The sequence below is a fragment of the Streptomyces sp. NPDC060028 genome, assembly GCF_042736725.1.
Taxonomy (GTDB): domain Bacteria; phylum Actinomycetota; class Actinomycetes; order Streptomycetales; family Streptomycetaceae; genus Streptomyces.
Map to the genome: position 1 here is coordinate 71,040 of NZ_JBHWVJ010000031.1, position 11,870 is coordinate 82,909.

At 71.3% G+C, this 11,870-nt stretch carries 10 protein-coding genes and 1 pseudogene; 6 read left to right on the plus strand and 5 right to left on the minus strand.

Translation table 11 applies throughout. From position 1 onward, the window contains the following. Positions 1–43: 43 nt before the first annotated feature. The gene (locus ACFWBF_RS17800; RefSeq protein ID WP_385602178.1) at positions 44–226 is read left to right on the plus strand and encodes a hypothetical protein; all 183 of its coding nucleotides are present in this window, start codon (positions 44–46) and stop codon (positions 224–226) included. A 46-nt stretch (positions 227–272) separates the two neighbouring features. Next, positions 273–1,439, plus strand: a complete 1,167-nt coding sequence (locus tag ACFWBF_RS17805) for a glycosyltransferase family 4 protein (RefSeq protein WP_385602181.1) — start codon at positions 273–275, stop codon at positions 1,437–1,439. Here ACFWBF_RS17805 and ACFWBF_RS17810 read toward each other — a convergent pair. Then, a complete protein-coding gene (locus ACFWBF_RS17810) occupies positions 1,436–2,107 on the minus strand; it encodes a response regulator (RefSeq protein WP_385602183.1) in 672 nt (223 codons plus the stop codon). The genes ACFWBF_RS17805 and ACFWBF_RS17810 overlap by 4 nt on opposite strands. Further along, positions 2,095–3,372, minus strand: coding sequence for a sensor histidine kinase (locus tag ACFWBF_RS17815; protein WP_385602186.1), 1,278 nt, complete (start codon positions 3,370–3,372; stop codon positions 2,095–2,097). Before ACFWBF_RS17815 ends, ACFWBF_RS17810 begins: the two co-directional genes overlap by 13 nt. 201 nt (positions 3,373–3,573) lie before the next feature. Here ACFWBF_RS17815 and ACFWBF_RS17820 point away from each other — a divergent pair. Further along, positions 3,574–3,804 (plus strand): annotated as a pseudogene (locus ACFWBF_RS17820) (ATP-binding cassette domain-containing protein); the annotation flags it as partial. Between the two features lie 325 nt (positions 3,805–4,129). Here the strand turns inward: ACFWBF_RS17820 and ACFWBF_RS17825 are convergent. Continuing rightward, positions 4,130–5,152, minus strand: a complete 1,023-nt coding sequence (locus tag ACFWBF_RS17825) for an amino acid ABC transporter permease (protein WP_385602189.1) — start codon at positions 5,150–5,152, stop codon at positions 4,130–4,132. A 666-nt stretch (positions 5,153–5,818) separates the two neighbouring features. Between ACFWBF_RS17825 and ACFWBF_RS17830 the strand changes: the two genes are divergently transcribed. The 3 genes from ACFWBF_RS17830 to ACFWBF_RS17840 all read left to right on the plus strand — a co-directional run bounded on the left by ACFWBF_RS17830 (position 5,819) and on the right by ACFWBF_RS17840 (position 8,806). Continuing rightward, complete coding sequence (locus ACFWBF_RS17830) at positions 5,819–6,976, plus strand: LLM class flavin-dependent oxidoreductase (RefSeq protein ID WP_385602192.1); 1,158 nt, start codon at positions 5,819–5,821, stop codon at positions 6,974–6,976. A gap of 94 nt (positions 6,977–7,070) precedes the next feature. Then, positions 7,071–8,030 carry an ABC transporter substrate-binding protein gene (locus tag ACFWBF_RS17835; protein ID WP_385602194.1) on the plus strand — a complete coding sequence of 320 codons (960 nt, stop codon included), beginning with the start codon at positions 7,071–7,073 and terminating at the stop codon, positions 8,028–8,030. Between the two features lie 23 nt (positions 8,031–8,053). Continuing rightward, positions 8,054–8,806 carry an amino acid ABC transporter ATP-binding protein gene (locus tag ACFWBF_RS17840; RefSeq protein WP_385602207.1) on the plus strand — a complete coding sequence of 251 codons (753 nt, stop codon included), beginning with the start codon at positions 8,054–8,056 and terminating at the stop codon, positions 8,804–8,806. Positions 8,807–8,822: 16 nt separating this feature from the next. On the opposite strand, the gene ACFWBF_RS17845 is transcribed toward ACFWBF_RS17840, so the two are convergent. Both ACFWBF_RS17845 and ACFWBF_RS17850 read right to left on the minus strand, forming a co-directional pair. Continuing rightward, positions 8,823–11,159, minus strand: a complete 2,337-nt coding sequence (locus ACFWBF_RS17845) for an arylsulfatase (RefSeq protein ID WP_385602196.1) — start codon at positions 11,157–11,159, stop codon at positions 8,823–8,825. Then, positions 11,156–11,746, minus strand: a complete 591-nt coding sequence (locus tag ACFWBF_RS17850; protein WP_385602199.1) for a rhodanese-like domain-containing protein — start codon at positions 11,744–11,746, stop codon at positions 11,156–11,158. The genes ACFWBF_RS17845 and ACFWBF_RS17850 overlap by 4 nt, the downstream gene beginning before the upstream one ends. Between the last annotated feature and the right edge of the window lie 124 nt (positions 11,747–11,870).

Genomic DNA, 11,870 nt, shown 5'->3' on the forward strand with positions numbered 1-11,870 from the left:
CCCGGGTCGGTGTGCGTGGACATCGGCGCCGAGTACGGACGGCGTGGAGCCGCTGCCCAGCCCGGCCCGGACCGCTGCCGGCGCTCCTGCCCACGGCGCCGGGCCCGCCGACCTGCTGCGTCACCTGCGGGAGTACGGCTACCCGCCGCACCGTCTGCGGCGCGGCTGCTGGACCGAGGTCTCGCGGATCACCGACGACTGCCGCAACCACCTCTTCACTGCCTGAACTTCCGATCCATCCATCCCTCTGACGTGAGGCCGAATACGCCCCCATGAGTACCACTCTGATCGTGACCAACGACTTCCCGCCCCGCCAGGGCGGCATCGAGACCTTCGTCCACGCCATGGCGACCCGCGTCCCGGACAACGACGTCGTCGTCTACACCTCCAGCGAGACCGGCGCGGCCGAGTACGACGCCACGTTGCCCTTCCCGGTGATACGGGACCCCAGCCGGATGCTGCTGCCGACCCGGCGGGTCACTCGCCGCACCCTCGACATCGCCCGCGCCCACGGCTGCGACCGGGTCTGGTTCGGGGCGGCGGCGCCGATCGCGGCCATGGCGCCGGCGCTGCGGCGGGGCGGGATCCGGCAGATGGTCGCCACCACGCACGGCCACGAGATTTGGTGGGCCCGCGTCCCGGCAGCGCGCCGGCTGCTGCGGCGCATCGGGGACAACGTGGACGCCGTCACCTACCTCGGCGAGTACACGCGCAGCCGGATCGCACCGGCGCTCGGCCCCCGGGCCCGGCTGGTGCGGCTGGTCCCCGGTGTGGACGCGGCCGAGTTCCGGCCGGGCGCCGGCTGCGTGCGGGACCTGAACGACCGGCACGGCCTCGCCGGGAAACGGGTCATCCTGTGCGTCTCGCGGCTGGTGACCCGCAAGGGGCAGGACATCCTGATCCGGGCCCTCCCGGAGATCCGGCGCTTCGTGCCCGACGCGGTACTGGTCATCGTCGGCGGGGGACCGGACGAGGAGCGGCTGCGCGGACTCGCCGCCAAGGCCCCGGCCGGCGCGGTGGTCTTCGCGGGCAGCCAGGACCACGCGGCGACGGCCCGGTACTACGCGGCCGCCGACGTGTTCGCCATGCCGTGCCGCACCCGGAAGGCGGGCTTGGAGGCAGAAGGCCTCGGCATCGTCTTCCTGGAAGCCGCGGCCAGCGGACTGCCGGTCATCGTGGGCGATTCCGGAGGCGCACCTGACACCGTCCTGGACGGGGTCACGGGTCATGTCGTCGACGGTACGGACGTACGGGCCGTGGCCGGGGCGATCACCCGGACCCTGCGCTCGCCCGAGCGCGCGGCCATGGGCGAGAAGGGCCGCCAGTGGGTGCGCAAACACTGGTCCTGGGACGCCTCGGCGGACCGCCTCACCCAACTCCTCACGCCCGGCTCGGACCGGGCGGCGCGACGCGGTGAACCTTTCCGGTCACAGCACTAGCCCTGCGCGGGGTCCTCGCCGCGCAGGTGGGCGAGGACCGCGAGCACCCGGCGGTTGCCCTCGCTCGGGTCGAGGTCCAGCTTCATGAAGACATTGCTGGAGTGCTTGACCACCGAGGCCTCGGTGATGGTGAGGCGCCGGGCGATCGACTGGTTGTTGAGACCCTCGGCCATCAGCGCCAGTACCTCCCGCTCCCGGGGGGTGAGCCGTTGGAGCGGCGTGCCGGCCGAGCGCTGCCGGAGCAGGACGCGGATCACCTCCGGGTCGATGACCATCTGGCCGCCCGCGACCCGGTCGAGCGCGTCGAGGAACTCCGAGACCTCTCCGACCCGGTCCTTCAGGAGGTAGCCGAGCCCGCCGTCGGCCGAGGAGGCGCCCCCGAGCAGTTGGGTGGCGTACGCCGTGGCCACGTACTGCGAGAGCACCAGCACGGGCAGGTTCGGGTGCCGGGCCCGCAGTTCGAGCGCCGCCCGCAGTCCTTCGTCACGGAACCCGGGAGGCATCCGTACGTCCGTGATCACCACGTCGGGCCGGTTCGCGTCCACCGCGCGGACCAGCTCCTCCGCGTCGCCTACGGCGGCGATCACCTCGTGGCCGACGCGGGAGAGCAGTTCGACCAGCCCGGCGCGCAGCAGGACGGCGTCCTCGGCGAGCACTATGCGGAGCACGGGACCTCCACGCGCAGCTGGGTCGGTCCGCCGACGGGACTGGTCACTACGAGCCTGCCTTTCAAGATGGCCACACGGTCCGCCAATCCTTGCAAACCGGTGCCCGCCGTGGGGTCGGCGCCGCCGTGCCCGTCGTCGGTGATCAGCAGGACCAGCCGGTCGCCCTTGAGCCGGCCGACGACCGCGACCTCGTCGGCCCTGCTGTGCTTGGACGCATTGGTCAGCGCCTCGGTGATGGTGAAGTAGGCCATCGTCTCCACGGATCCGGGCAGCCGGTGCGGGAGTTCGACGTCCACGGTGACCGGGATCGGGTTGCGCAGCGCCAGTTCGGCGACGGCCGCGGACAGTCCGTGGTCGGTGAGCACCTGGGGATGGATGCCGCGCACCAGCCCGCGAAGCTGCTCCAGGGCCGTCCGGGCCTCCCCACGGGCCCGGGCGATCAGCGGCGAGGCCGCCGAGTCCTGGCCGCGCAGCTCCAGTTCGGCCAGGCCCAGGGTCATGCTGAGAGCGACGAGCTGCTGTTGGGCGCCATCGTGCAGATCCCGTTCGATGCGGCGGCGCTCCGCCTCGAAGGCGTCGATCAGCCGGGCCCGGGAGCGGGTGAGCTCGATGACCCGGCTGCTCAGGTCCTCCTCGCGGGCCGACAGCAGGAATTGGGCGATCCGTACGTGCGCACCGGCCAGCAGCCCGCCCACGTACGCCGCCACCAGCAGCCCGAGCAACCCGACGGCGGTGCCCGGCAAGGCGGCCACCGGATCGGAGATCGGCTCGCCGGGCACCAGCATCACCGTGTCGGGCGCGATGGCCCACACGATGACGGGCGCCGCCACCAGCAGACAGGACAGGCCGAGCAGCGCCGCGAAACCGATCCCGGTCGCGGTGAACACCACCGCGAAGATCAGCGTGTACGCCAGTTCGCGCCAGGTCGAGCGCTCCCGCAGCCGGGTGCGCAGCCAGGGCAGGGCCCCCGTACCCGGCAGCGATCCGTGCGGATCCAGCAGCGGCTCCGCCTCCACCAGGCGCAGCCTGCGCCGCTCCATGGCCGCGACGGGGATCCCGCAGACGGCGACGCCCGCCAGGATCACCAGACCCACGCCGAGGACCGACAGCCCGATGCCGGCCACGAGCAGGACGGCCAGGACCGCCAGCAGTACCAGGCCCAGCACCGTACCGCTGAGCAGGTAGGCCCAGCAGCGCAGCGGCCAGACGGTGAAGGGGAAGCGCAGGGGGCGCCGTCTCAGGGCTTCCCAGACGGCTACCGTCATCCGCTTGCTCTCCCTCGACAACCCGGGGACCTACCCGTACGAGCTAAACATTTCCGTCAAACCCTAACGGCTGGCGGGAGCGGACATGGTAGGGAAAACCCTCCCCCCAGGACTCCTTGCACACCCACCGACACTCAGCTGCCCGCCGTCCACCTGGCCTGCGTCTCCAAGGGCTATCCCAGCGCCGCGGGGCACGTCATGGCGGGGCGGCGGCCGGCCCAGCTGTCCGGCGGCCAGCAGCAGCGGGTCGCCATCGCGCGGACCTTGGTGGCCGAGCCGGCGATCGTCTTCGCGGACGAGCCGACGGGCTCCTTGGACCGGCAGAGCGGGCGGCAGATCATGGAACTGCTGCGCGACACCGTGGACCGGGGCGGCCGTACCGTCGCCATGGTCACCCATGATCCGGCGGCCGCCGCCTGCGCGGACCGGGTCGAAGTCATGCCCACGGCAGACTGGTTATAGCGTTCTGTCACCGGCCAGGAACGGCTCAACCAGCTCGTACTGCTGGTACTGACCGGGCCCTCCTCCCTGTACGCGCTGATCGCCGTCGCGAGCGCCCTCGTTGTCGTACAGCCGGCGAGGCCGTGAGATCGCCGGGATGCGCATGGTCGGCGTCAGCCGGGGCCAACTGCGCCGCATGGCACTGTGGGAGACGCTCGGCACCACCCTGGTGGGCCTGGCTCTCGCCGCCGCCGTGGTCACCCTCGGCCTGCTCGCCACCGGACGACTGTGGCGGCAAGGAGCCGTGATGGCGGGCCTACTGCCCGCCGGGGTCTGTCAGCGCGTGCAGTCGGGCGCGCAGGATGGTCAGTCGGGTGCGCAGCCGCTGCGGCGGCGTGGGCGGCAGGCCGCGGGATGTGCCGCGCGCGTAGTACCGCTCGACGTAGTACTGGCACCCGCTCAGCACGGTCGTCACGGCGATGTACCAGAGGGTGGCGACCATCAGCAGCGGGATCACCTGGTAATTCTGGTTGTAGACCAGCTGTACCGAGTACAGCAGGTCGTGTACGGCCAGCACGCTGACGATGCTGGTGCCCTTGAGCGTGCCGATCAGCATGTTCCCGGCGGTCGGCACGATCGACCGCATCGCCTGGGGAACGACGATCCGGCGCAGGGCGCGGCCCCTGCTCAGGCCGAGCGCCTGTGCGGCCTCGGTCTGGCCCGGGTCCACGGAGAGGATGCCGCCGCGCACCACCTCGGCGGCGTACGCGGACTCGTGCAGGGTCAGGCCGATGACGGCGGTGAGGGTCGGGCCGAGCAGGTTCACCGTCTTGATGGTGAAGAGCTGGGGGCCGTACGGGATGCCCAGGCCGAGGGTGGGGTACAGGGCGCCGATGTTGAACCAGAACAGCAGCTGCACCAGCAGTGGCGTGGACCGGAAGATCCACACGTAACCCCAACTCAGCGTCCGCAGGACGGGATTGGCGGAGAGGCGCATGACCGCCAGCACGGTGCCGAACAGGAAGCCGAGCACCATCACCGCGCCGGTCAGCCACAGTGTCAGCAGGAGCCCGTCGAGTACGGCGGCGGTGGTGAAGTACCGCCCCACCACGTCCCATTGAAAGGCCTCGTTGCGGACGACGGAGGCCAGCACCAGCCCGAAGACCAGCAGCGCGGCGGCAGCGGACAGCCGGCGGCCGATGCGCCGGCGCGGCACGATGGGCGGCAGCCCGGCCCCGGGGGTGCCGTGCGCCCCTGAGTGCTCCGCCAGGGGGTCCGCCGACCTGGCGCGAGCGGCAGTGGTGTCGGATACGTCGGAGATGTCGGGCGCGGTGGCCATGGGGAGGCTCTCCAGGGAAGGGGCGCGGGCGTGGATGACCACCCGGCGGCACGGTGCGCAAAAGCGCGGCACAGGCTCCGCGCGGATGCGGTGCTGCCGGGAACGGGTACTCGTGTCGTCACGCTCGCCGCGTCCCTCAACGCGGGCGGAGGGGCTTTCCGTGTGGGCGGGGCCGCTCCGTCGTCGATCGTATGTGCCTACGGCCCGGTCGTGTCAACCACGTGCGCCCCGGGCGGCCGGGGCCGTCCGGTATCCGGGCCGTTGCTTGACGAAGAGCGGCATGTACTGCTCAAGTAGTCGCATGAATGCCCATCAGCGCTTGGTTTCGCGCGACTACATCGACTTCGGTCGGGTGTGGTCCGCGGCGTGTTGCGCCTGACGCGGCAGCGGGCTGTCTGATCGGCCCTTCCCTCCCTCGGTGACCCCGTCGCGGGCCGAGACCCCCCTTCGCACCACCGTCGAACGCGGGCAGTGAGCCGTACGAGGCACGCTGCCGCGAGCCCGGGCGTGCGCTGCCGCCACCCGATCCTCCCGACCCCCCCCGCGTCGTCACGTCCACATCGCCCCGCATTGCGCTCGTTGACGTTCCGTCATTTCTCGCTGCAGCAGCGGCTGTTCAGTCATGCCCGTGTGTACGATCCACCGCCCGTTCCGAAAGGCCACCCCATGCCCGTGGAATTCCTCGGCATCGCCGCGACCAACAACGGCTCCGAAACCACCGCGCGATCCGGCGCCGCCTTCGACAAGGAGTACACGCTCCGGCTCGCCCGGGCCCACGAGGACCACGGCTGGGACCGCGTGCTGTTCGCCTACGGCTCCGGATCCCCGGACCCCGCGCCGGCGGCCGCGTACATCGCGAGCAGGCTGGACCACCTCCAGATCCTGCTCGCCCACCGGCCCAACGTCTCGTACCCCACCTACGCCGCCAAGACCTTCGCCACCCTGGACCAGATCAGCGAGGGCCGCCTGACCGTCCACTTCATCACCGGCGGCAACGACCACGAGCAGGGCCGCGAGGGCGACACCCTCACCAAGGACGAGCGCTACGCCCGCACCCGCGAGTACATCCGGATCGTCAAGAAGATCTGGACCACCCGCGAGCCGTTCGACCACGAGGGCGAGCACTACCGCTTCCACGACTTCGTCAGCGACGTTTTCCCCGTCCAGCAGCCGCGTCCGAACGTCTCGTTCGGCGGCTCCTCACCCGCCGCGTACGCCGCCGGCGGCGCGGAGGCCGACATCTACTGCCTGTGGGGCGAGCCACTGGCGAAGACCGCCGAGCAGATCGACGCCGTGCAGGCCGCCGCGAAGGCGGCGGGCCGCACCGACGTGCCGCGCATCCAGGTCGCGTTCCGCCCGATCATCGCCCCGACCGAGGAACTGGCCTGGGAGAAGGCCCACCGTACGGTGGGCGCCATCAAGCAGCGGCGGCAGGCAGGCCCCGTACGACACCACCGCAACGGCGTCCTGGAGGCCACGGCGCCCCAGAACACGGGATCACAGCGGCTGATCGCCATAGCCGAGGCGGGGGAGCGCTACGACCGGGCGCTGTGGACCCCGACCGCCGCCGCCACCGGCGGCGCGGGCAACTCCAACGCCCTGGTCGGCACGCCGGAGACGGTCGCCCAGGCACTGCTGGACTACTACGACCTCGGCGTCGACGTCCTCTCGGCGCGCGGCTACGACCTGCTGGGCGACGCCGTCGACTTCGGCCGGTACGTGATCCCGATCGTCCGCGAGGAGGTCGCGAAGCGCGACGCCGAGCGCGAGGCAACGCACGCGGCACACGACCCCCACCAGGCCCTCACGGCGGTGCGCGGGTGACCTCCGCGGCACGCACGCCCCGCCAGGGCACGGTGCCCCGCCCCGGCACCCCCCGCCCCAGCACCATGCCCCGCAACGGAAAGGCCTTCCCGCTGTGAACCTCCCCGGGAACGGGACCCGCCCCCGCCTGCGCACCGCAGCCGCCCTCGCCCTCCTGCCCCTCCTGGCGCTGACCGCCTGCGGCTCCGATGGCGGAGCCCCGGCCGTGGCGGGTGCCCAGGTCTCCTCCGTACCGGACGACGACCCCGTCGCGGGCGTCCAGACCGTGGACTCGATCGCCGCCCTGCTGCCCGCCGACGTCCGCAAGGCGGGCACCCTACGGGTCGGCAGCTCCGTCGGATCCCCTCCTGCGGCGTTCTACCCGAACGGGCAGGACAACCCGCCAGCCGGCCAGGACATCGAGATCGCCGACGCGGTGGCCAGGGTCCTCGGCGTGAAGCTGGAGCGCCAAGACGCATCCTTCGAGACGATCCTGCCCGCGCTCGGCAGCGGCAAGTACGACTTCGGCACGGGCAACTTCGGCGTCACCACCGAACGCCTGAAGACCATCGACTTCGTCACCTACATCAACGACGGCCAGGGCTTCGCGGTCAAGACGGGCAACACCACCCTGACCACACAGGTTTCCGACCTCACCCAGCTGTGCGCACTGACCATCGGCACCGGCGCGGGCACGACGTTCGAGAAGACCCTCACCGCGCAGAAGGGCGCCTGCGCCGCGGCCGGCAAGAAGCCGTACGAGGTGAAGGTCTTCTCCGAGACCGGGGCCGTCACCACCGCCCTCCAGCAGGGCCGGATCGACGTCGTCATGTCGACGATCAACGGCCTGCGCCACCAGGCCGCACAGCCCGCCGCGCAGACCGCCTTCCTCGGCGAGTACCACCGCCTCGACGTCGGCTTCGCCTTCAAGAAGGGCTCCCCGCTCACCCCCGCCGTCCAGGGCGCCGTCAACGAGCTGATCAGGAACGGCACCTACGCGCGGATCCTGAAGAAGTGGGGCACCACCGCCTCCGCGATCGACACGTCGCAGATAAACCCGGCCGAGCACACGTGAGGGGAGAGTCCGTGAACGACGTCATGGTCGAGGTGCGCGGCGTCCACAAGAGCTTCGGGCCACTGGAAGTGCTGCGCGGCGTCGACCTGAAGGTCCGCGCCGGCGGAGTCACCGTGATCCTCGGCCCCTCCGGCTCGGGGAAGTCCACGCTCCTGCGCACCATCAACCACTTGGAGAAGGTCAACCGCGGCTGGATCAGCGTCGACGGCGATCTCATCGGCTACCGCAGCTCCCGCGGCAAGCTGCACGAGTTGAAGGACAAGGAGGTTCGGCGGCAGCGCACCCGGATCGGGTTCGTCTTCCAGAACTTCAACCTCTTTCCGCACCTCACCGTGCTGGACAACCTCGTCGAGGCCCCGGTCTCCGCGCTGCGCCGCCCGCGGCAGGAGGCGGAGGCGACGGCCCGCCGGCTGCTGGACCGCGTCGGCCTCTCCGACAGGGCCGACGCCTTTCCGCTGCAGTTGTCCGGCGGGCAGCAGCAGCGCGTGGCCATCGCCCGCGCGCTGGCCCTCGAACCCAAGGTACTGCTCTTCGACGAGCCGACCTCGGCGCTCGACCCGGAGCTGGTCGGCGAGGTCCTGGACGTCATCAAGGACCTGGCCCGCGCCGGAACAACCATGATCGTCGTGACGCACGAGATCGGTTTCGCCCGCGAGGTCGCCGACACCGTCGTGTTCATGGACGCCGGAGCCGTCGTCGAACAGGGGCCGCCCGGGGCCGTCCTGGACGACCCGCAGCACGCCCGCACCCGCGCCTTCCTCTCCAAGGTGCTCTGACCGCGCGCATTCATCGTCATTCGAAGGCGGCGGCTGCCTCTCGCAGCGCGCGAGCCACGAGCGCCGGGTCGTACGGCGCCTGCGCCCCGGGGATGTAGGTCACCGAGCGCAGGCGGCCGGTGTAGCGGAAGCTGCGGTGGCGTTCGTAGACGGGCCAGGAGACCGGGGACTTGCGGTCCACGCCCACGCTGATGCCTTGCAGGGGGGCCATCCCGATGAGTTGATGGACGCTGTCCGACCGGCCCGTCTCGACACCGTCGATCAGGATGCGGAACTCCCAGCGCAGGCCCTCCACCGCGGTGGCCGAGAGGGTGACCGTCCGTCGGCCCTCGGGCAGCGGGCCGGCGTCGGTCTCGTGCAGGTCGCCGTACTCGTTGTAGGCGAACCGCAGCCGTCCGTCCTCCACGTACAGGCTGTAGCCGCCGCCCTGGTCGCCGTGTGAGACCAGCACGCCCTGGTCCGAGGCGGCGTGCTCGTCGAGGTCGACGGTGATGTCGAAGGAGCGGAACGAGATGAGCCGGGAGGAACGGTAGCGCTCCAGCTCGGGTGTGCCGGCCAGCAGGGTGAGGGGGCGGTGGAACCGCTCCTCGGCGGGGTTGCGCCGGGCCAGCGCGCCGCTGCCGTCGGCCAGGGGGAAGACGCCGTTGCGCCAGGCCGCCGACTCCCAGGCCGCAGCCAGCTCCTTCACCACCTCCGGGTGGTCCTGCGCGACGTCGATGGTTTCGGTCGGGTCGGTGCGCAGGTCGTGCAGTGCCCATTCACCGTCGTCGTACGGTGCGCCGGGACGGTGCAGCGTGACCAGCTTCCAGCCGTCGCGGTAATAGCTACGGTTGCCCGACATCTCGCAGTACTGCTCGGTGTGGGCGCTGGGGGTCCGCCCGTCGTGCAGAACGGGCGCGAAGCTGACGCCGTCCAGTTCCTGGACGGGCCGAGAGCGCCACAACTCCGGGCGCCGTACGCCGGCGAGTTCCAGGAGTGTGGGGGTGAGGTCGGTGACGTACTGGTACTGCTGGCGGACCCCGGAGTCATCCCCGGCCCGCCGCAGTCCCTCGGGCCAGGAGATGACGAACGGCACGCGCACGCCACCCGCGTGGGTCTGGCCCTTGTAGAGCCGGAACGGGGTGTTGGAAGCCATGCCCCAGCCGCGCGGGTAGTGCACCAGGCTTTGCGGACCGCCGATGAGGCCGGTGTCCCGGCCCACGTCCTCGTTCCAGTCGTCCGGGACGGGCTGGTGGACGAACCGGCTGAAGTAGCTGCGTGTGCCCTCGGCGCCGCCTTCACCGGTGCCGCCGTTGTCGGAGGTGAAGACGATGATGGTGTTGTCGAGTTCGCCGAGCGCGCGCAGGGTGTCGGTGAGGCGCCCGAGGTTCTGGTCGATGTTGTCGACCATCGCCGCGTACACCTCCATGTAGCGGGCGTAGCGGCGCTGTTGCTCGGCAGACAGCTCGTCCCAGGGGCCTACGTCGAAGCCTGCCTCGGAGTTCCGGTCCGGCAGGGCGGTCCCCTCGGGGAAGAGGCCGGCAGCGATCTGCCGGGCGAAGCGGGTGTCGCGCAGGGCGTCCCAGCCGCCCTCGTAGCGGCCGCGCTGGCGTTCGATGTCGACGGGCTTGGCCTGCAGGGGGCCGTGGACGGCATTGTGTGCCACGTAGAGGAAGAACGGCTTGTCGGGGTCGTGCGCGCGCAGCGACTTCACCATCGAGATGGCCTGGTCGGTGATGTCGTCGGTGTAGTAGTAGCCGTCGGGCAGCTCGTCGATGTCCAGCGGGCTGTTGTCGCGGACCAGCTGGTGCGGGTGGAAGAGGCTGGTCAGGCCCTCCAGTACGCCGTAGTACTGGTCGAAGCCCTTCTGCAGAGGCCAGTTGCGCCGGTCGTCGGCGGCGTTGGAGGCCGAGTCGCGCGTGAGGTGCCATTTGCCGACGGCGTACGTGGCGTAGCCCGCGTCGTGCAGGACCTCGGCCAGCGTGGGGATGTCCTCGCCGACCTCCATGCCGTAACCGGGGAATCCGGGATCGAAGTTGGCGACCGTCGAGTAGCCGACCCGGTGCGGGTTCAAGCCCGTGAGCAGGGCGGCGCGGGCCGGGGAACACAGGGGCATGGTGTGGTAGTTGGCCAGGCGAAGGCCGCCTTCGGCCAGCCCGTCGAGTACGGGTGTGGAGATCTCCGAGCCGAAGGGGCCGATGTCGCTGTAGCCCATGTCGTCGACGAGGACCACGACGACGTTCGGGGCGCGGCCGTCCGGCCTGCGCAGCGCCGGCCAGGCGGGCTCCGACTCGGTGAAGGTACGGCCGACCTGCCCCGCGAAGCCGTCGTACGGGTTGGGACGGTTCGGCGTGCCGGGGGCGGGAGTGGTCACGCGCGAGGCTCCTTGGGGGACACGGACGGGAACGAGGTGTCCAGGGGTGCTTCGCCCCGCCGGTTGAAGGGAAGTCTGCCGAGCACGACCGCCATGCCGCAGGTGTTGCTGAGGGCGGAGAAGACCAGGCCGGCGGCGATCCCCGCGGACAGCAACTGGAAGGCCGGGTGGACGAGGAAGCCGAGGGCCAGGCCGAGGAGCACGACGGAGCCCGCGGTGAAACGGACTTGGCGCTCCATGGCCCAGACGGTCCGCGGACTGCCTTCGGGGCGGGCGAGCCGGTGCCCCTCGGCTGCCCAGGCGGTGGTGCCGCCGGTGAGGCTCGACGCGTCGATGCCGTGGGAGGCCAGGGTGGCAACGGCGTTCTCCGCCCGGGCGCCGGAAGCACACACCACCAGCAGGGGCCTGTGCTCGGCGGCCTGCCGGAAATCCGGCAGCGCCGCCCGCCCGATGCGGTCGAGGGGGATGTTGACGGCGTCCGGCAGGTGGCCGGACGCGAACTCGCCCGGAGTGCGGACATCGACGACGGTCAGCTCGTGGAGGCGGGAGAACGCCTCGCTCACGCTCAGGGCGGCGGAAACAGTCATGGCGGATCGTGGTCCTTGGCAGAGGGGGAGGGCTTGCGCGGAAGACCGGAGGCACGTGCCGGGCATCCCAGTGCTGTGACCGGAAAGGTTCACCGCGTCGCGGCGCCCGGCACGGCGCCTCGCC

Bases quoted from the DNA above. Each gene is read 5' to 3' on its own strand.
- ACFWBF_RS17805 (WP_385602181.1), top strand. From the start codon at position 273: ATGAGTACCACTCTGATCGTGACCAACGACTTCCCGCCCCGCCAGGGC.
- ACFWBF_RS17815 (WP_385602186.1), bottom strand. From the start codon at position 3,372: ATGACGGTAGCCGTCTGGGAAGCCCTGAGACGGCGCCCCCTGCGCTTC.
- ACFWBF_RS17825 (WP_385602189.1), bottom strand. From the start codon at position 5,152: ATGGCCACCGCGCCCGACATCTCCGACGTATCCGACACCACTGCCGCT.
- ACFWBF_RS17830 (WP_385602192.1), top strand. From the start codon at position 5,819: ATGCCCGTGGAATTCCTCGGCATCGCCGCGACCAACAACGGCTCCGAA.
- ACFWBF_RS17840 (WP_385602207.1), top strand. From the start codon at position 8,054: ATGGTCGAGGTGCGCGGCGTCCACAAGAGCTTCGGGCCACTGGAAGTG.
- ACFWBF_RS17850 (WP_385602199.1), bottom strand. From the start codon at position 11,746: ATGACTGTTTCCGCCGCCCTGAGCGTGAGCGAGGCGTTCTCCCGCCTC.